This is a genomic window from Streptomyces sp. NPDC000878, from assembly GCF_053599695.1.
This window is the reverse complement of record NZ_JBSFMT010000005.1, coordinates 56,522-75,533: the sequence shown is the minus strand read 5'-3', so window position 1 is coordinate 75,533 and position 19,012 is coordinate 56,522. Positions and strand designations below refer to the sequence as shown.

Genomic DNA, 19,012 nt, shown 5'->3' with positions numbered 1-19,012 from the left:
CCTTCTCAGGCTGCGGGATGCCGTGCAGCCTGGCTCCGCCCGCACCCGCGGACGAGAGGGCCGAACGCAGAACTAACCTCCCCTTAACACTCCGGCGGGGGCACGGCCGGTGTGGTCTACATTCGGCTGCGAACCGTGGCCGAAAAGGAGGAAAGGAGGCGGGACGGGTGCAGATACTGCTGGCCGAGGACGACGACGGCGTGGCCGCGGCGCTCGTCGAGGTCCTGTACGACCATGGTCACGTCACCAGACGCGTTCGCTACGGCAGGGATGTGCTGACCTACCACCGCAGCTCCGACCTGCTGCTTCTCGACCTGGGCCTGCCCGACACCGACGGTCTCGACGTGCTGCGCACCCTGCGGGCCGTGAGCGACATGTCGGTGGTGGTCCTCACCGCGCGCGGCGACGAGCGCTCGGTCGTACGCGGGCTGCGGCTCGGCGCCGACGACTACCTCGTCAAGCCGGTCCGTCTCGCCGAGCTGCTCGCCCGGATCGACGCCGTCACCCGGCGGCGCGCGGCCAAGGCCGCTTCCGCCGTACGGACGGTCCGCGCCGGCGATGTCGAGGTGGACCTCGACGCCCGCCGGGTCCTGGTCGGCGGGGCCGAGATCGAGCTGACCGCCAAGGAGTTCGCCATCCTCGCCGTGCTGGCCGGACGGGCGGGCACCGCCGTCAGCCGCGAGCAGCTCCTGGACGAGGTGTGGGGCGACGCCTCCCACACCGTGTCCCGCTCCCTGGACGTCCACCTCACCCAGGTGCGCGCCAAACTGCGCCGCCCCGAACTGCTCACCACGATCCGGGGCTTCGGCTACCGCTTCGGGGACCACGGAAGCTGAGAGGCCGAGGCGTGCGCACCCGGGTCCAGGCCGCGCTCCTGCTGTTCGTCGTGATCGCGGTGGCCGCGTTCGCCGTACCGTTGCTGCTGTTCACCGCATCCGACCGCACCCAGCAGCTGGTCCTCGCCCGCAGCGCCGACCTCGACCGCTTCGCGTCCCTCATGGACCAGGCCGCGGCGACCGGCGACACCTCGGCCGTCGCCGCCGAGGCGCGGCGCTACACCCAGCTGTACGGGGAACCCCTCGTCGTCACCGACATCCACCGCAGCCCGGTCGTCCAGACCGGCGGTATGCGGGCCGCCGATCCCGCCGTGGCCCGGCTGCTCGACGCGGCGCTGCGCAACCAGGCCGAGCATCCCGGGGGCGCGCTGCGTCCCTGGTCACGGGGGTCCCGGATGTTCGCCGAGCCGGCCGGCACGGGCACCCGGGTCTCCGGGGCGGTCGTACTGCGGGCCTCGGTGGGCACCGCGGCGGACGACATCACCCGCCGCTGGTCACTCGTCCTCGCCGGTACGGCTCTGGTCGCCGTCGCCTGTACGGTCCTCGCCCGGGCCGCGACGGGATGGGTGGTCAGCCCGCTGCGCCGCCTCGACCGAGCGGTCGGGCAACTCGCGGCCGGTCTCCCGCCGGAGCAGACCCGGGCCGGCGGTCCGCCCGAACTGCGCCAGCTCGCGACCGGCTTCAACCGTATGGCCCGTACGGTCACGGCGGCCCTGGAGCAGCAGCGCAGGCTCGTCGCCGACACGTCCCACCAGATGCGCAACCCCATGGCGGCGCTCAGGCTCCGGGTCGACGCGCTGCACACCCACCTTCCCGCGTCCGCCGACCGCACGTACACCGGGGTCACCACCGAGCTGGACCGCCTGGAGACCCTCCTCGACGACATGCTGGCCCTCGCCGCCGCCGAACACCGGGCCGGTGAGCTGACGGTGACCGACGGCTCGGACGCCCGCTGCGACGCGGCGGCGGTGGCGGTCGCCCAGTACCGCCTGTGGGAGCCGGTAGCCCACCGCGCCGGATCCCGCCTGACCCTTCAGGCCGCTCCGGCCCCGGCTCCGGCCGCCTGCACGGACCGCGAACTCGCCCAGATCACGGAGATCCTGCTGGACAACGCCATCAAGTACGCGGGCTCGGGCGCCGAGATCACTCTCCGCTGCACCACCGAAGGCCCCCACACCGTCCTCACGGTGACGGACGACGGCCCCGGCCTCGGCACGGAGGAACTCGCCCTGGCCACCACGAGATTCTGGCGCTCGGGCCGCCAACGACACAACGGCACGGCGGGTACGGGCCTGGGCCTGGCCATCGCCGAACAACTGCTGGCGGGACGGGAAGGCCGACTGGAACTGGGCCCGGCGAGACCACGGGGGCTGCGGGCGAGGGCGGTTGTGCCCCGCGCGGTGACCGACGGGGCGGACGCCGGCGAGGGCGACGGGGGTGGGGGCGGGTGGTGAGCGGTCACGTCGGGACTTGCCGGGCGGTGGCCGGGCGGGTCGCAGGCGGTTCCGGTTCCCGTTCCGATTCCGGTTCTGGCGAGACCACGCCCCCCTGGGACCCGCACGGCGGTGCGCGATGATCCATCCGCGTCCCCGTCCCCGTCCCGTCGGCCGCCGCACCGTTCTCCACGCCGCCCTCGGCTCGGCAGCTGTCGCCGTGCTCGGTGGTGCGCTCACGGGTGACGTCTCACGGCAGCGTCCCGGGCCGAGTGGCGTCCTGCGCTTCGCGACCGGCGAACCCACGGCGTTCTACGAGGCTTTCGGCCGCCTCCTCGCAGCGGAACTCGAGGCGGCGTATCCCCGTCTGCGCTGCCGTGTCCGCACCACCGCGGGCAGTGTCGCCAACATCGAGCTGCTGCGTGACCGTCGCGCCGATCTCGCCCTGGTCCTCACCGACACCGCGCGGGCGGCCCAGGGCACCGCCCTCTTCCCACGCCCGGTTCCCCTCCGGGCGATCGGCCGGGTGTACGAGACCTACCTCCAGTTCGTCGTCCGCGCCGACTCGCCCGTGCGCGCGGTGTCCGGCCTGACCGGTCGCACCGTCTCGCTCGGCGCGATCGGATCCGGCGCGGCCGTACTCGGCGAACGGATCCTGCATGCCGCCGGCCTTTCCCCCGGCGCCGACGTCCTCGTACGGCACCTCCCGCTGGCCGACGCGGCCGACGCGATGCGGGCGGGTTCGGTCGATGCCCTGCTGGTCGCGGGCGGTGTGCCCCTGCCCGCCCTCTCCGGCCTCGACGACCGCCCCGGCCTGCGGTTCCTGCCGCTGGCCGGCCTGCTGCCCGGGCTCGGTGGCCGCGACGGCCTGGCCGGCTCCGGTCTGGAGGAGGTGTCCTTGCCGCAGAGCGCGTACCGGACAGCGGGCGGAGTCGCCACCATCGGCGTGTCCAACCTGCTGGTGTGCCGCCCCGACCTGCCCCGCGCCGTCGCCGACGCGCTGACCCGCCTGCTGGTCCTCCGCGCCACCGCCCTCGTCCCCGACAACGCCGTCGGCACCCAGTTCCTCGACGTCGGCAGCCTGATCGGCACGGGCGGCATCGCCCTGCACCCCGGTGCGGTCGCGGCGTACCGCTCACTGCACGGCTGACCACGGCCGTGCTCGCACGAACAACACCCCGGCTCAGGTCACCACACGCACGGCAGCTCCACCTCGATCACGGTCGGGCCCCCGACGGGGCCGGTCACCGTCACCGTCCCGGCCGGCGCGGCGACCCGGCGGCGTACCCCCAGCAGACACGGGCCGTCGGCCTCGTCCGTACCTCCCCTCCCCTCGTCAGCACGCCAAGATCTGCCTGGCGCAGGGCAGGCCCGAGGAGGGGCTGAACTCCTTGCGGCTCGTCCTGCGGGCCCATCGCGCCACCCTGCGCCCGGACCAGCTCCTCGACGTCTGCTTCGCGCACCTGGCCGCCCTGTACCGGGCGGGCGACCTCGCCACCCTGGAGAAGATCGCGGCGGACGGCACGCTCCAGGACCACGGCCCGGCCGGACCGCAGCACGGCCACCCTGCCCGCCCGCCACCGTGCGGGAGGGGGCACGGCCGCCGAGGTGCACTCGCGGGTCGGCGAGCTGCTGACGCCGGGCGGGATTCGCCGGGCCGAACAACTCCTCGCCGACACGGGACGGACGCCGGGACAGCTGGGCCTGCCCAGCCGGATGCTCATCGCCCTCCATCGCGGGCGTCCACGGGAGGCGATGGACCTGGCCCGCCGGAGCGCGGTCACCGGCGTGCACACCTGCGACGCCGTCCAGAGCGCGATGTACCACCACGCGGCGGTCCAGCTGGTGTGCGGCGGCAGGCTCACCCGGGCACGCGAACTCCTCGCGCTGGCCCGTACCAGGCAGCCGATGCTGCCCCATCTGCTCGATTCCGCGCAGGCGTTGTGCGACCTGGTCGGGGGAGAGGCCGGACAGGCGCGGTCGCTGCTGCGGGCGGCCGTGCGCCGGGCCGAGTCGGACGGTGTGCTGGCGGGCACCGACCTGCTGTGGCTGCGGGTGGCCGACGTCGCGACGTACGTCGGCAGGCCCGAGGTCCTGACGGAGTGCCTGGCGAAGGCCGAGGTGGTCGCCCGCAGGGTGGGCACCGACCGGGCCGAGACGACCCGCCTCGTCCTGCACGCGGCCGTGCACAAGGACCAGGGTGCCGCGCGGGCCGCGAGGCGGCCGGCCCAGCAGCGGCAGCAGCCCCTGGAGGAGTGCGCCGTACTGGCTCACCTGATCCGCCACGGCATGGGCGATCCGGCGATGGTGCGGGACACGTACGCCATGCTCGGCGAACTGGACGCGCTGATGCCCCGGTTCTGGCTGCGCCCCCTCATGCGCACGTACGGAGTGGCGGTGCCGGGGCGGCAGGCCACCGCGGAGGAGAACGAGCGCCCGCTCGCCGTGCTCGTCTCCGAGCAGGCCCCTACTGCGCATGCAGTAGGGGCCTACCGGCGGCCGCACGAAGACGGGCCGGGGCCGCGCGGACAGCCTGGAAGGGTTCCCCGAGTTCGGATGTGGAGATCCTCCTGTGGCTGTCTTTCTTGATCGACTGGGCCGGCTCGCCTTCCGGCGCCGCTGGCGCGTCCTGTTGATGTGGGTGGCGGTGCTCGTCGCCGCCGGAACGGCGTCGGCGCTGGCACCGGCCGCACCGGACGGCTCCTACTCGATGCCGGGTACGGAGTCGCAGCGGGCGTTCGACCTCATCGAGCAGCGCTTCCCGGGCGTGAGCGTCGGCAGCAGCGCCGAAGGCGCGAGCGCGAAGATCGTGTTCGTGGCGCCGGACGGGCAGAAGCTCACCGACCAGGGGAACCGTTCGGTCGTCGACGAGGTCGTGGGCCGGGTCGGCAAGGTCGATCAGGTAGTCCGGGCGGCCGATCCGTTCGAGGCGGACGCGGTCAGCGAGGACGGGTCGACGGCGTACGCGTCGGTCACGTTCGAGGTGAAGGCCAAGGACGTCGGTGACGCCGCGAAGCAGGACCTGGAGAAGGCCGTCGAAGCGGGCCGGGACGCGGGCCTGACGGTCGAGGTCAGCGGTTCCGTCCTGGCGACCCAGCCCTCGGGCGGTGCGACCGAGCTGGTCGGCGTCGTGGTGGCGGCCGTCGTCCTGCTCATCACCTTCGGTTCACTGGCGGCGGCCGGGCTGCCGCTGCTGACCGCGCTGATCGGTGTCGGGATCGGCACCGCGACCATCCTCGCCCTGAGCAGCGCGCTGGGACTGTCCAGCGCCACCAGCACACTCGCGCTGATGCTGGGGCTGGCCGTGGGCATCGACTACGCGATGTTCATCGTCTCCCGCTACCGGGAGGAACGCGCCCGGGGCCTCGCCCCCGAGGACGCGGCGGGCGTGGCCGTGGGCACGGCCGGGTCGTCGGTGGTGTTCGCGGGCCTGACCGTCGTGATCGGTCTGGCCGGACTCTCGGTCGTGGGCATCCCGACACTGACCCAGATGGGACTGGCCGCGGCCGGCACCGTGGCCCTGTCGGTACTGGTCGCGGTGACCCTGATCCCGGCCATGCTCGGGATCTTTCCCCGGGCGGTCCTGGCGCGCTCGGTACGCCGGGCCGGTGCCCGCCCGGACGCCGACGCCGACAAGCCGAACACGGGCAGCCGGTGGGCCCGCCTGATCGTCCGCCGGCCACTGCCCGTCCTGCTGGTGGCGGTCGCGGCCCTGGGCGTGATCGCCCTCCCCGCGGCGAAGCTCCACCTGGGCACGGCGGGTGACGAGTCCAAGCCGACCTCGACGACCGAGCGCCGCGCGTACGACGATCTGGCCAAGGGCTTCGGCCCCGGCTTCAACGGTCCGCTGACCATCGTCGTGGACGCCGGTACGACCGACGACCCCAAGGCCGCCGTGGCCGCGACCGCCCGGGAGATCGCCGGGACAGCGGGGATCGTGTCGGTCTCGGCGGCGAACTTCAACAAGGCGGGAGACACCGCGGTCTTCTCCGCCACCCCGGCCACCGCACCCACCGACGAGCGGACCGTCGACCTGATCCACACCCTGCGCGGCGACCGCCCGGCCATCGAGAAGGCCACCGACGCGACGTTCATGGTCAGCGGCAGCACGGCGGGCAACATCGACAGCGACCAGAAGGTCCAGGGCGCCCTGGTGCCGTACCTCGGGCTCGTGGTCGGCCTGGCGTTCCTGCTGCTCCTGATCGTGTTCCGCTCGGTGCTGGTTCCGCTCAAGGCGGCCCTCGGATTCCTGCTGTCGGTGCTCGCGGCCCTGGGCGCGGTCGTCGCCGTCTTCCAGTGGGGATGGCTCGCCGGACTGCTGGGCGTGGACCGGACCGGCCCGATCATGAACACCATGCCGATCGTCATGGTCGGTATCGTCTTCGGCCTGGCCATGGACTACGAGGTCTTCCTCGTCACCCGCATCCGGGAAGCCCACCTCCAGGGCGAACGCCCTGGCCAGGCCATCGTCTCCGGCTTCCGCCACAGCGCCCGCGTGGTCGTCGCCGCCGCGGTGATCATGATCTCGGTGTTCTCCGGGTTCATCGGGGTCGGCGAGACACTCATCAAGATGATCGGCTTCGGCATGGCCGTCGCCGTACTGTTCGACGCGTTCGTCGTACGGATGACAATCGTGCCCGCAGTCCTCGCACTGCTGGGCGAACGTGCCTGGACGATGCCCCACTGGCTGGAACGGCTCGTGCCCCACGTGGACGTGGAGGGCCACGCCTTGACCCGCGATGCGGTGACAAAGGCTCAATCGATCGACGAGGCGGAGCGAGTGGATCTCCCGGCCCGCTGAGCGGTGCGCCCCTTAGGGGCGCGGGGAACTGCGCGACAAGCCCTCACCGGCCCGCAGTCGACGAACCACACACCCGGCGAAGCGCTCACCGCTCCGCCGGGCACTCCCCGCTCGGGCACCATGGTCAGCACACCCGACAGGAAGCACCAGGACGCAAGATGACCACCCCGTGGCAGCGCCACCCCCGCGATCACCCCCGTACGGTCGACGCCACGATCGCCCTGCTGCTGTTCGCCGCAGCCTTCCCCGGCAGCATGTACGGCGTCTCCGACATGGCCGCCCCCGCCCAGTGGTGGCCGTGCGTGCTGCTGGCCGCCCTCTCCTGCGCCGCGCTGCTGTGGCGCCGCACCCGCCCCCTCCCCGTCACCGCCGTCGCCGTCGGGTGCGCCGCCGGCATGGCCCTGGCCGGCTATGTGATGACCGCCCTGCTGCTGGCACCCCTCATGGTCGCGCTGTACGCCCTCGCCGGGCACACCGAACGCACCACGACCCGGAACGTCACCCTCGCCGCGGTGGTCCTCGTCGCCGGATCCGCCCTGATCGCCGAGCCCGCCGCGGATTCCCTGGCCCTCAACGTGATCGGTCCCGTCGCCTGGCTGCTGCTGCCGGCCGCCCTGGGCTCCACGGCCCGCTTCCGCAGGGCCTACCTGGAGTCGGTGCACGCCCGCGCCGAACACGCCGAACGGACCCGCGAGGAGGAGGCCCGGCACCGCGTCGCCGAGGAGCGCATGCGCATCGCGCGCGAACTCCACGACGTCTCCGCACACCACCTCGCCCTGGCCAACGCACAGGCGACGACCGCCGCCCTCCTCATCCGCAGCCACCCCGCCCAGGCCGAGAAGATGGTCAACGCCCTCGGCGACACCACCGCCGCGGCCCTGCGCGAGATGAAGGCCACCGTCGGACTCCTGCGCCAGAGCGATGCCCCCGAGAACTCGACCCAGCCCGCCCCGAGCCTCGCCCAGCTCCCCGGCCTGGTCGCCGCGCACACGGCCGCCGGACTCACCGTCACCCTCACCACCCACGGACAGCCGCAGCCGCTCTCCCCCGGAGCGGACCTCACCGCGTACCGCATCGTGCAGGAGGCACTGGCCAACGTGGCCAAGCACGCACACACCAGCACAGCGGAAGTGGACCTCACGTACCACCACGACCGCCTGTCCATCACGATCACAGACCAGGGGCCCGGCCCCGCCGCCACCCCCGACACCAGCGGCGCCGGCGGCTACGGCCTCATCGGCATGCGCGAACGAGCCCTGTCCATCGGCGGACGACTCCACGCCGGACACCGCCCCACCGGCGGCTTCGAGGTCAGCACCGAACTCCCCCTCCACCCCTACGCGCCCGCCGAGGACAGCACCCCATGACCATCCGCGTCCTGCTCGCCGACGACCAGGCCCTGTTGCGCGAGACCTTCCGGATCCTCGTCGACTCCCGCCCCGACATGGAGGTGGTCGGCGAGGCCGCAGACGGAGACGAGGCGGTGGCACTGACCCGCGTCCATCACCCGGACATCGTCGTGATGGACATCCGCATGCCCGGCACGGACGGCCTCACCGCCACCTCCACGATCTGCGCCGACCCCACCCTGTCGGGCACCCGCGTCCTCATCCTCACCACCTTCGAGACCGAGGAACACGTCGCCAGGGCCCTGCACGCCGGAGCCAGCGGCTTCCTGGGCAAGGACGTCGGCGCCGAGGGTCTCGTCGCAGGCATCCGCACCATCGCCGCCGGCGACGCCCTCCTCTCGCCCCAGGCCACCCGCAACCTCATCACCCGCTTCCTCACCGCCCCCCAGCCCGGCACCCACCCCGCGGCCCGGAAGAGCCTGGCCGACCTCACCGACCGCGAACGCGAAGTCATGGCCCTGGCCGCCGACGGACTCACCAACGCGGACATCGCCGCGCAGCTGTACCTCAGCCCCCTGACCGTACGCACGCACATCCACCACGCCATGGCCAAACTCCACGCCCGCGACCGCGCCCAACTCGTCGTCATCGCCTACCGGACCGGCCTCGTCCACCCGAACCCACCGAGGCCCTGACCCGACGCAGTGGGGGCTGCCCGACCACGGCCGGACAGCCCCCGACGACAAGATCCTCACCTCCGGTAAGCACTCAGCGGGACCCTGGCGAGGATGCCGTCCAACTCCCCGCTCCGGCCGTCGGACCAGGCGACGTACGCAAAGCGCCGGTCGAGCGTGATGGTCGACCAGCGGTCCCCGGGAGGCCCGTTGACGCCGGCGGGCCGAGTCGTCTCGTTGACCCGCAGAGCGCGGCTGAACGTACGGCCGTGGTCGAAGGAGACGACGGAGAAGGCGTCGAGCGTGGTGGTGCGCCACATGACGCCCAGCTGCCCGCCCGGCCCGAAGTCCATCCAGGGCCGCTGCGCGGCGGGGGCGGCGATCACCGCCGGGCCGGTCCAGGACCGGCCGGCGTCATCGGTGACGTACACCTCCAGACTGGAGTCCCGGGGCACCATGACGGCGAAGCGGCCCTTGCGCGTCGGATCGGCCGACACCCAGGGCACCGGGTCCGCGGCCGCGCCCAGGGCGGGAACGGGTACGAGCGCACCGGTGCCGGCCGGGACCGGGGTGCCGGCGCTGTCCGTGACCGGACGGTCTTCCCAGGTCCTTCCGTCGTTACGAGTGACATGAAGCGTCACCGTGCCCTCCTGGGTGGGAGACGCCAGGATCCCGTCGTGCACGGCGAATTCACGGCCCGGGTATCCGCAGGCCGGGGGCATGGCGGGGGAGACCACGATGCACGGCATGGGACCGGGGACCACCGCGGGATCCGACCAGGTCTCGCCGCTGTCCGCGCTGACGGAGACCGCACTGGGGTACTCCCACACGGCACCGGCGACCGCGTAGACCTTGCCGGTGGCGGAATCCACCCTGAGCTTGGGCGCACCACCGAGCATCAGAGGCGTCTCGACGGGACCGATCCACGTACGACCGCCGTCGACCGACCGGGAGACGACGTGGTGATTGGTGTACGTGGTCGCGGGATCGGGACCGATCTGGTTGTTGGAGACGTAGAAGACACCCTTGGCGTCCGTGGTCACGATCGGCTCGCCGCACTGGGGACGGTCGCCCAGCGGCCAGGACGACCTCTGCCAGGTCTTTCCCCGGTCCTGGGAGAAGGCGACGAAGCACTCCCCGACGGGTTCCAGCTCCGGACGGTTGGGGAAGACCGTCGCCACATAGACCAGATTCCTGGGATTCCGGGGATTGACGGCTACGACCGGCTGCCCCTCCCGGGTCCCGGGCAGATCGGTGACATCCAGTTCAAGGATCTCTTCCGGTCCAAGGGTCTTCTCGCCCCCAGGACCGTGCTGCGCGGCCGTGCGCGTCTCGGCGAAGGCGGCGGGGGCACCGGCCAGAAGGACCAGCGCGGACAGCAACGCGGCCCACTTCGGCCGGGGCGATTCGGGGATTCTCACGTGGCGAGCCTCTCTGATCTCCGTGCGTGTACGGGACTTGGAGGTTGGCGCTTCTCGGACGCAAGGCGTCTTCGGCCCTCCGACACTGCCAGGCAGCCCTCACCGACGGCCTCATGCGAACGCAGGTCGCGAACTACTGCATTCGCAGTGTCAAAAGGCGGGCATCCCCACCATGACGACTCCGTCGTCGCGGCAGCGGGCAGCGGGCAGCGAAGGACCACAGCAAAAAGGCCCGGGTCGAGGACCTGGGCCTTTGCGATGGAGTCGGGGAGCGCTTCGCCAGTGCACGGATGCGGATGCGGATGCGGAGAGCCTCGTCACTCGGTCCCGGCCCCTACGCCGGGCTCCTCGCCTTCCGCCCACCCGCACCGGTCGGTGCCGCATCGCGCACCGCGCCGGCGCATTCCGGCCGGCCCGCGGTTCAGTGGTCGTCGGTGATGGTGGTCGCGATGCCGTTGCTGATCTCGACCTCGGCGGAGAAGCCCTTCTTGGCGGCCGTCTCCAGCTGGGCCTCGGTGCACTCGACGCCGCCCTCGCCGCCCGGCCCGGTGTTCACGGCGTCGCAGATGTCGTCGTAGCCCATGATCTTGGTGTCATCGGCGACGAGGAACTGCTGTTCGGTGCCCTTCATGTCGGAGACGGTGTACTTGCCCGGCGCCAGGTAGGAGACGTTGCCGAACCAGGTTCCGTTGACGCCCTTGCCCTCGTTGATGCCCTCGACGAGGGTGTCGCGGGAGTCGGAACCGCTGTCGGAGTCGGAGTCGGACTCGGAGTCCTGCTGGGCGGTGCGGCGCTCGGTCACCAGGGTCGCGACGCCGTTCTTCATCTCCACGTCGGCGTTCACGGCACCCTTCTTGAGGGCCGACTCCAACTGGTCGAGTGTGCACGGCGCGTCGACCTTGGACCCCGCATCGCCGCATATCGTGCCGGTGCCGTAGACCTCGGTGTCGTCGGCGACCCAGAACTGCTGGTCGTCCTTGCCCTGCACGGACACGATGTACTTGCCCGGGGCGAGGTAGGTGACCGTGCCGTTCTCGAACGAGCCGCTGACGCCCTTGGAGTCATTGGAGTTCTTGGAGTCCGACGCCTTCTCCGCCGCCGCCACCGGGCTTGCCGTGTCTGCCGCGCTCTTGCCGGACGAGCTGTCGGCCGTGCCGTTCTGGCAGGCCGTCATCAGCAGTCCGGCGGTGATCGCGGCGGTGGTGAGGACGGCCTTGCGCAGGTGGCGGTTCTTCACGGGAGGTTCCTTCCGGGGGGCGGGGGTGGCAGGGAGCCGACGGCGTTCCCACCGTTTCCCGCTCTGTGATCACTATGAGGACTCCCAGAGCCCGCAGGTCACGCCCGTCTTCCCTTCAGGACACCGCCGTTGCACAGCGGTGACACAGCAACACATGGGTTGTGGACGCCAGTTGGCCGACGCCACCTTGCGTCGTACGGGCGCGTGCACGTCTTCACGCTTCTTCGCCTCCCTCAAGGGCGAGCGTAGGAGCGCGAAGAGCGGTGCGCCCCGTCCGAACGAGCAGCACCCGGTCTCCCGCTCCACCAGGTCACGGATCTGACCCTCGACACCCGATCCGTCGGCCGGCTGCAGGCGCAGACGGAGCGGCTCGGGCCGGGACAGGGAGGGCAGCCGCTCGGCGAACCGCGCATCCCACTCCGCGACCCGCAGGGGCCGCTCCTCGGTGGGCGGTGTGCAGGACTGCGGCACCCACTCCACGTCGTTCATCGCGATCACTCCCGTCATGACGTCCCGCAGTCGGCGACACCACCGACGGCAAACCTGTACCTGGGTACCGGTTGCAAGCCCAAGCTGCTGCCCGAGCGCCACAGCCGGTCGGCCGGCTCCGTGCTGCCGTAGGTGAACTGTCATGCGCCGGTTCGTCAACTGCAGCAGTCGCAGCCGGGACGGCAACCGCACGTGTCCGTCTCGGTGTTGACCGACGGCGTCGCCGGAGGGGCAGCCTGGGCGCAGCAGCCTTCGCCCCGCCAGGTGTCGCGGCCTTCCTTGACGGCGATCGCGGCTATGGCGAGGGCGGCGACGGGGTCGGTCCAGGACCAGCCGAGGGTGGCGTTGAGGACGAGGCCGGCCAGGAGTACGGCGGAGAGGTAGGTGCAGAGCAGGGTCTGCTTGGAGTCGGCGACGGCGGAGGCGGAGCCGAGTTCGCGTCCGGCGCGGCGCTGGGCGGCGGACAGGAAGGGCATCACGGCCAGGGACAGGGCGGCGAGCACGATGCCGGGGACGGATCGTTCGGCTTCTCCGGTGCCGGCGAGGGCACGGACGGCGTCGACGCCGACGTATGCGGCAAGGGCGAAGAAGGAGAACGCGATGATCCGCAGCGTGGTCTTCTCACGGGCTTCCCGTACGGCGTGCTCGCGTGCGGAGAACTGCCAGGCGACCGCGGCGGCGGAGGACACCTCGATGACGGAATCGAGCCCGAAGCCGATCAGCGCGGTGGAGGAGGCGAGCGTCCCGGCGGTGATGGCGACGACAGCCTCGACGACGTTGTAGCTGATGGTGGCGGCAACCAGCAGACGTATCCGACGGGCGAGCCCGTCGCGCCGGGCGGGGGAGGGCCCAAGGGACACCGATATCGATGTCCCGAATGCCTCGGAGGCCATCAACAGCAGCCCTTCTCTTCGGCGTCGGGGCAGGTCCTGTCCGTCTCGACCGCGACCACGGCGGTGCGCAGACCGTCCAGGGCATGACCGAGGCGTTCGTCGGCCAGCTCGTACCGGGTACGCCGTCCATGGGGCACGGTGACGACGAGTCCACAATCCCGAAGGCACGCGAGGTGGTTGGACAGCCTCGTACGCGAGACGCCGATCGCGTCGGCGAGGTCTGCGGGGTAGGCGGGCGCCTCCCGGAGCGCGAGCAGGATGCGGCAACGGATGGGGTCGGCGAGCGCGCGCCCGAACCGGACCAGGACGTCGATGTCAGGGGCGAGAGTCAGCACCCTTCAACAGTACAGGAAACCCTGAATTCAGGAAGTCATGGATAATGATCCGAGGCGGGCGGGCAAGTCGGCCGTTGTGTACGTGACTTGAGAGGCGCCTAGGGACCCTGAGGGGCGGTGAGTCTCGGCTCAGGGTGCACGGAGGGCGCGGAACTCACGAATTGGACTAGGCAATAAACAAACCCCAGGCCCCTGACCTGGGGTTTCATCATGGAGCGGGTGGCGAGAACCGAACTCGCACTCTCAGCTTGGGAAGCGACGGCGCTTGGGCGGCCAGATGGTCGTTGACCTGCGTTGATTTGTTGTGTCGCCGCCGTCGCAGGGGCTGATCGCGCCGCTGTCGACTGTGGCTGTCCTCTCTTACGTCTTACGGGCACGGAACGGGCACGACCGCGCAGGCGTCAGCCGCTCGCGGAGTCCAGCGCCGACTGGAGTGACTGGCGGTAGCCCTCGCTGGTGTACGTGGCTCCGGAGACGGTGTCGATGTCGGCGCTCTGAGCCGTGAGCGCCTCTCGCGTCAGCTGCGGGATCGCGTAGCTGTTGATCTGCTCGTCCCTCGGGTTCTCCTGGGGGTAGGTGACCGCGGTGACGTCGGTGAGTTTCCCGTTCTTCAGGGTGATGCGGAGCTGGACGGGGCCGTAGCGGGTCTGGACCGAGTCTCCGGTGAGGGTCCGGGTACCTGTGGCCGAGCCGCTCGATCCTGTTCCTCCACTCGACGCGCCCGAACTGCTGGACGGTACGGGAGAGGTGGCCACCCCGGCGACGGTCGGCGTGATGTGCGGCTTCAGCGACAGCAGCATCACCATGCCGGAGACGGTCGCGGCGCTCGCCAGCACGATGCGACGCAGGGGACGGTTCTTCCTCAACGTGTGCAAAGGGGCCTCACAGCTCGAAGGACTCGTGGTGGATACGGCGGTCGGGGACCCCGGCGGTGCGCAGCGCCTCGTACAGGCACCTCGCGAAGTCGTGCGGGCCGCACAGGTACACGTCGTGGTTGTCCAGGTCGGGCACGGCAGCGCGCAGGGAGTGGGCCGTGAGGTCCGGGCGCCGGCCGTGCGGGCCGTTGAGCGCGTAGAGCACCTTCGCCCCGCGCCATCGTGCGACGGCCTCCAGCTCGCCGCCCAGGGCGAGGTCCTCCACCGTGCGGGCGCGGTAGAGGAGGGTGACGTCGCCGGGCGCACCGGGCAGCGTCTCGAACAGGGCGCGCAGCGGGGTGATGCCGACGCCGCCCGCGATCAGCAGGGATTTGTGCGAGGTCTGCCGGTCGGCGGTCAGCGCCCCGTAGGGGCCCTCGGCCCACACCCGGGTGCCAGGACGCAGCAGGGGGACGGCGGCGCTGTGGTCGCCGAGCGCCTTGACGGTGATGCGCAGCAGGTCCGGGCGAGGCGGCGCCGACAGGGAGTACGGCGTCGAGGTCCGGCGCATGCCCTCGGTGAGGAACCGCCAGCGCAGGAACTGCCCCGGCCGCGCACCCATCTCGTCCAGCCGTCGACCGCGTACGACGACGGAGTACACGCCCGGCGCCTCCCTGTGTACGGAGTCGACCCGCAGCCGGTGCCGCAGGTTGAGCCGTACCGGAGTGAGGATCCGGAACCACCCCACCAGGGCCGCGACGCCCAGGTAGAGCGCGTACCAGGCGGCCTGGGCCGGCCGGTTGCCGGTGAAGTCGGAGCCCAGGGCGAGCTGGTGTCCGAAGGAGAGGAAGACCGCGGCGTACGTGAGCAGGTGCACGTAGTACCAGAACTCGTGGCTGACCCTACGGCGCACCGCGCGGGCCGAGACGATCCCGACCGCGACCAGGATGACCGTGCCGGCGGTGGCCTTGAGCATCTCCGGGTAGTCCAGGACCACCGTGAGCGTCTCGTCCAGGAACGAGAAGCCGTCCTGGGCGGCGTACCCGAGCAGGATCAGCACGACGTGCGCCACCAGCAGACAGACCGTGTAGCGGCCCGCCATCGCGTGCCAGCGCGTCACCCGGTCCGCCCCGATCCGCCGCTCCAGCAGCGGCACGCGGGCCATCAGACCGACGAGGACGGCACAGGCGTACCCGCACAGCAGTCCCGCGATCCGCCCGGCCCCGGTCAGCCAGCCGGCCGTACCGACGACCGACCCCGTGTCGTGCCACCACAGAGCCATCACGGCGGCGGCCCCGCCCCACAGGACGGCGAGCACAGGGCCGGCGGGGGAGCGTCGTGGCGCGGGAGGCGCGGGGGCGACCCTTCGTTGCGCGTACGCCGTCGTCATCCGTATGTCCCTTCGGCTGTCCGTACGTCCCTTTGGCCGTGCGGGACGACACTGTGCCGACGTAACCTCTGAGCCCGCTCTCAGCGCGCGGCCGACGGTGCGGCCCCGCCGCAGGTGGGAAGGGCCGTACGGACGATCGGAGCGGACCGGTGGTCCGGCGGACTCAGAGCGAACTCAGAGGTCGGGGAAGCGGCCCGGGACGCGGCGAGGCCGCATCCTGGTAGGTGAGATGAACAGTCCCCGTCCCCGCGGCTCCGGCCGCCCCGCGCTGACCCGGACCGACGGCGCCCCGCTCCGGGTCCTCGTCGTCGACGACGACCCCGACCTCGCGGAGGTCCTCTCCGGTGCCCTGCGTTACGAGGGCTGGGAGGTACGCACGGCCGGTGACGGCGTCTCGGCCGTCGCCGAGGCACGCGAGCTGCTGCCCGACGCCGTCGTCCTCGACGTCATGCTTCCGGACACCGACGGCTTCGCCGTGCTGCGCTCGCTGCATGCCGTACGCCCCGACGTGTGCGTGCTCTTCCTGACCGCGCGGGACGCCGTCGAGGACCGCATCGCGGGGATCACGGCGGGCGGCGACGACTACGTGACGAAACCGTTCAGCCTGGAGGAGGTCATCGCCCGCCTGCGGGGACTGCTGCGCCGGGCCGGCATGGCCCAGCAGACGGAGGACGGGCCGCGGCTGACCGTCGGCGATCTCGTCATGGACGAGGAGGCTCGCGAGGTCACCCGAGGCGGCGAACTCGTCGAGTTGTCCCCGACGGAGTTCGAACTGCTGCGTCTCCTCATGCGCAACCCACGACGCGTGCTCAGCAAGGCGCAGATCCTCGACCGGGTGTGGGCCTACGACTTCGGCGGACAGGCCCACGTCGTCGAGCTGTACATCTCCTACCTGCGCAAGAAGGTGGACGCGGGCCGCCCGCCGATGATCCACACGGTGCGGGGCGCCGGATACGTGCTCAAGTCGGCGGCCCGGTGAGGACGCGCCGATGGCTGCCGCATCTACCCCGGCCGCACACGCTGCGGGCGCGGCTCACCGTCGGCCTAGTGGTGCTGCTTGCGGTCAGTTGCGCGGCCGTCGGGGTGGCGGCTGTGGTGGAGCTGAACGGCTTCCTCACCGGCCGCCTCGACGAGCAGTTGCGCGAGACGGGCGTACGGTTCCCGGCGAGCCTGGAACACGGCGGCCCGGCGCCGTCGGATCACGACGGCGACGAGGACGGCGACACCCGCCGCCAGGCTGCCGGAACCTTCGGCGCTCGGCTGGTCGGCGACACCGTCACGAACGCCGCGGTGGTGGCGTCCGGCGGCGGAACGGGCACGGTGAACGTTCCGCTGAGCGCGCGGGACCGGAGAAAGCTCGCCGGGCTCCCTGCCGACGGCGAGGGGCACACGACCGATCTCGCTTCCCTGGGCGACTACCGCATGATGGCGACCGAGGGCAGGGACGGCGATGTCCTCATCACCGGGCTGCCCACGGAGTCCGTGGAGGCCGCCGTCCACCGGCTGGAACTTGTCGCCGCGGTCGTCTTCGGTGCGGCGCTCGCCGTCGCCGGTGTCGCGGGAGCCCTGTGGGTGCGCTGGTCGCTGCGACCGCTCAGCAGGGTGGCCGCGACCGCCACCCGGGTCAGTGAACTCCCGCTCTCCAGCGGCGAGGTGGCACTTCCGCCCCGCGCGCCCGAGAGCGACCCGCGCAGTGAGGTGGGACGCGTCGCCGGTGCCTTCAACGCGATGCTCGGCCACGTCGAGGACGCGCTGACCAAACGGCACACGAGCGAGGAACGGCTGCGCAGTTTCGCCGCCGACGCCAGCCACGAGCTGCGCACACCCGTGGCGTCGATCCGCGGCCACGCGGAACTGGCGCTGCTGCACCCGGACCCGGTGCCCCAGAAGGTGCTGCGGGCCCTGGAGCGCATCGAGGCCGAAGCGGCCCGCATGGGCGAGATGGTCGACGACCTGCTGCTCCTCGCCCGCCTCGACGCGGGCCGCCCCCTGGAACGTCTTCCCGTCGACCTGACGCGCCTGGTCCTGGACGCGGTGACGGACGCGCAGGCCGCGGGCCCCGGACACCGCTGGCTGCTGGAGCTGTCCGAGGAGCCGGTGACGGTGCCGGGCGACGCCCACCGCCTCCATCAGGTGCTGGCCAACCTGCTGGCCAACGCCCGCCTGCACACACCCGTCGGCAGCACGGTGACCATCTCCCTGCAGACCGACGCCGGCACGGCGGTACTGAGGGTCCACGACGACGGGCCGGGCGTCGCCGAGGACATCCGGCCCAAGGTCTTCGAACGCTTCACCCGCGCGGACCGCCGCCGCACCGAGGACGCGGGCGGCGGAACCGGCACCGGCCTGGGCCTGTCGATCGTGGCAGCGGTCGCAGAGGCCCATGGCGGAAGCATCACACTTGAGAGCGGCCCAGGATCGACCACCTTCTCCGTCCGGCTCCCCACCAGTGGCGCGTGATCACTGTCCCTTTGGGGTGGTCGTGCGGGTCGGATCGCACCGCTGTCGACCGTGTTTGTGCGCACATGGACGGTGACCGCGTCCGCTGTCAGTCCTCCGGCTCGGAAACGCGTTGGAGATCGGCTCGGCCTTCGGCGGCGCGGATGAAGCGGGTCATGCCGAACTGGCTCGTTCCGGGGGCGCCCTGGGGGGTGGTCGGCGTCGACTCGGTGGCGCGGGGTGCGGACGGCAGGACGTAAGGGCGGCGGAGTACCTCGTCGAGGATGATGACGGTCTCGGTGGCGCGTACCGCGGGAATGGTGGACAGCTGGTCGGTGACCAGGCGGTGTACGGCGGCGACGTCGCGCACCCGGACCTGGATCATGGCGTCGTGCTCGCCGGTGGTGACGGCGCAGTACTCCACCTCCGGCAGCTGGGCGAGAGCGGTGCGGAACTGCTTCCACAGTTCCTGGCGGACGGTGACGAAGATCAGGGCGCAGATCTCGAGACCGACCCGGCTGTGGTCGACGCGGGCGCTGAAGCCGCTGATCACGCCGTCGGCGCGGAGGGCTTCGAGGCGGGTGTAGGCGTTCGCGCGGGAGACGCCGACGCGCTCGGCAAGGGCGGCGACGGAGATGCGGCCCTGGGTGCGGAGGACGTCGAGGATCTTGAAATGTACGGAATCCAGGGCGAGGCCGATGCCGATCCGTCCAGAGCGGGGTTCGCCGGACGCATCGGGGCTGGACGAATCTGTCATGGAAGCGCCTTTCATGGATGGTTCGTCTCGACCGTGTCCCGTTAGTCGGCTGTTGTGGTTAGTTTCAGCCCACCCTAACGGTGAATCGTCCAGGTACTTCCTCC

18 protein-coding genes are annotated in these 19,012 nt (G+C 71.7%); 9 read left to right on the top strand and 9 right to left on the bottom strand.

Annotated elements, in window-relative coordinates:
- Window positions 1-167: 167 nt before the first annotated feature.
- The 3 genes from ACWDR4_RS06840 to ACWDR4_RS06830 all read left to right on the top strand — a co-directional run bounded on the left by ACWDR4_RS06840 (window position 168) and on the right by ACWDR4_RS06830 (window position 3,419).
- Window positions 168-836, top strand: a complete 669-nt coding sequence (locus ACWDR4_RS06840; RefSeq protein WP_450404812.1) for a response regulator transcription factor — start codon at window positions 168-170, stop codon at window positions 834-836.
- A gap of 11 nt (window positions 837-847) precedes the next feature.
- Window positions 848-2,290: a sensor histidine kinase gene (locus ACWDR4_RS06835; protein ID WP_450404809.1), complete on the top strand. Its 1,443-nt coding sequence runs from the start codon at window positions 848-850 to the stop codon at window positions 2,288-2,290.
- Window positions 2,291-2,408: 118 nt separating this feature from the next.
- Window positions 2,409-3,419 carry a TAXI family TRAP transporter solute-binding subunit gene (locus tag ACWDR4_RS06830; protein WP_450404807.1) on the top strand — a complete coding sequence of 337 codons (1,011 nt, stop codon included), beginning with the start codon at window positions 2,409-2,411 and terminating at the stop codon, window positions 3,417-3,419.
- A gap of 100 nt (window positions 3,420-3,519) precedes the next feature.
- Here ACWDR4_RS06830 and ACWDR4_RS06825 read toward each other — a convergent pair whose 3' ends face one another.
- Window positions 3,520-3,867, bottom strand: a complete 348-nt coding sequence (locus ACWDR4_RS06825; RefSeq protein WP_450404806.1) for a hypothetical protein — start codon at window positions 3,865-3,867, stop codon at window positions 3,520-3,522.
- A 10-nt stretch (window positions 3,868-3,877) separates the two neighbouring features.
- On the opposite strand from ACWDR4_RS06825, the gene ACWDR4_RS06820 reads away from it, so the two are divergent.
- The 4 genes from ACWDR4_RS06820 to ACWDR4_RS06805 all read left to right on the top strand — a co-directional run bounded on the left by ACWDR4_RS06820 (window position 3,878) and on the right by ACWDR4_RS06805 (window position 9,114).
- Window positions 3,878-4,858 carry a hypothetical protein gene (locus ACWDR4_RS06820; protein WP_450404803.1) on the top strand — a complete coding sequence of 327 codons (981 nt, stop codon included), beginning with the start codon at window positions 3,878-3,880 and terminating at the stop codon, window positions 4,856-4,858.
- On the top strand, window positions 4,842-7,070 hold the full coding sequence (locus tag ACWDR4_RS06815) for an MMPL family transporter (RefSeq protein WP_450404801.1): 2,229 nt from the start codon (window positions 4,842-4,844) through the stop codon (window positions 7,068-7,070). Before ACWDR4_RS06820 ends, ACWDR4_RS06815 begins: the two co-directional genes overlap by 17 nt.
- A gap of 158 nt (window positions 7,071-7,228) precedes the next feature.
- Window positions 7,229-8,437 carry a sensor histidine kinase gene (locus ACWDR4_RS06810; protein ID WP_450404799.1) on the top strand — a complete coding sequence of 403 codons (1,209 nt, stop codon included), beginning with the start codon at window positions 7,229-7,231 and terminating at the stop codon, window positions 8,435-8,437.
- Window positions 8,434-9,114, top strand: coding sequence for a response regulator transcription factor (locus ACWDR4_RS06805; protein WP_450404796.1), 681 nt, complete (start codon window positions 8,434-8,436; stop codon window positions 9,112-9,114). Before ACWDR4_RS06810 ends, ACWDR4_RS06805 begins: the two co-directional genes overlap by 4 nt.
- 56 nt (window positions 9,115-9,170) lie before the next feature.
- Here ACWDR4_RS06805 and ACWDR4_RS06800 read toward each other — a convergent pair whose 3' ends face one another.
- The 7 genes from ACWDR4_RS06800 to ACWDR4_RS06770 form a co-directional block, all read right to left on the bottom strand.
- Window positions 9,171-10,514, bottom strand: coding sequence for a sialidase family protein (locus tag ACWDR4_RS06800; protein ID WP_450404794.1), 1,344 nt, complete (start codon window positions 10,512-10,514; stop codon window positions 9,171-9,173).
- Between the two features lie 421 nt (window positions 10,515-10,935).
- Window positions 10,936-11,751: a hypothetical protein gene (locus ACWDR4_RS06795; protein ID WP_450404792.1), complete on the bottom strand. Its 816-nt coding sequence runs from the start codon at window positions 11,749-11,751 to the stop codon at window positions 10,936-10,938.
- A 72-nt stretch (window positions 11,752-11,823) separates the two neighbouring features.
- A complete protein-coding gene (locus tag ACWDR4_RS06790; RefSeq protein ID WP_450404790.1) occupies window positions 11,824-12,240 on the bottom strand; it encodes a hypothetical protein in 417 nt (138 codons plus the stop codon).
- A gap of 155 nt (window positions 12,241-12,395) precedes the next feature.
- The gene (locus tag ACWDR4_RS06785) at window positions 12,396-13,133 is read right to left on the bottom strand and encodes a cation transporter (protein WP_450404788.1); all 738 of its coding nucleotides are present in this window, start codon (window positions 13,131-13,133) and stop codon (window positions 12,396-12,398) included.
- Entirely contained in the window at window positions 13,133-13,468 is a 336-nt protein-coding gene (locus ACWDR4_RS06780) for an ArsR/SmtB family transcription factor (RefSeq protein WP_450404786.1), read from the bottom strand. Before ACWDR4_RS06780 ends, ACWDR4_RS06785 begins: the two co-directional genes overlap by 1 nt.
- A gap of 401 nt (window positions 13,469-13,869) precedes the next feature.
- Window positions 13,870-14,343, bottom strand: coding sequence for an FMN-binding protein (locus ACWDR4_RS06775; RefSeq protein WP_450404784.1), 474 nt, complete (start codon window positions 14,341-14,343; stop codon window positions 13,870-13,872).
- A gap of 7 nt (window positions 14,344-14,350) precedes the next feature.
- Entirely contained in the window at window positions 14,351-15,712 is a 1,362-nt protein-coding gene (locus ACWDR4_RS06770) for a ferredoxin reductase family protein (protein ID WP_450404783.1), read from the bottom strand.
- A gap of 229 nt (window positions 15,713-15,941) precedes the next feature.
- Here ACWDR4_RS06770 and ACWDR4_RS06765 point away from each other — a divergent pair, with 229 nt between their 5' ends.
- Window positions 15,942-16,691, top strand: a complete 750-nt coding sequence (locus tag ACWDR4_RS06765) for a response regulator transcription factor (protein WP_450404781.1) — start codon at window positions 15,942-15,944, stop codon at window positions 16,689-16,691.
- Between the two features lie 68 nt (window positions 16,692-16,759).
- A complete protein-coding gene (locus ACWDR4_RS06760; protein WP_450404778.1) occupies window positions 16,760-18,172 on the top strand; it encodes a sensor histidine kinase in 1,413 nt (470 codons plus the stop codon).
- 88 nt (window positions 18,173-18,260) lie between these two features.
- On the opposite strand, the gene ACWDR4_RS06755 is transcribed toward ACWDR4_RS06760, so the two are convergent.
- On the bottom strand, window positions 18,261-18,908 hold the full coding sequence (locus ACWDR4_RS06755) for an Lrp/AsnC family transcriptional regulator (RefSeq protein ID WP_450404776.1): 648 nt from the start codon (window positions 18,906-18,908) through the stop codon (window positions 18,261-18,263).
- Window positions 18,909-19,012: the final 104 nt, after the last annotated feature.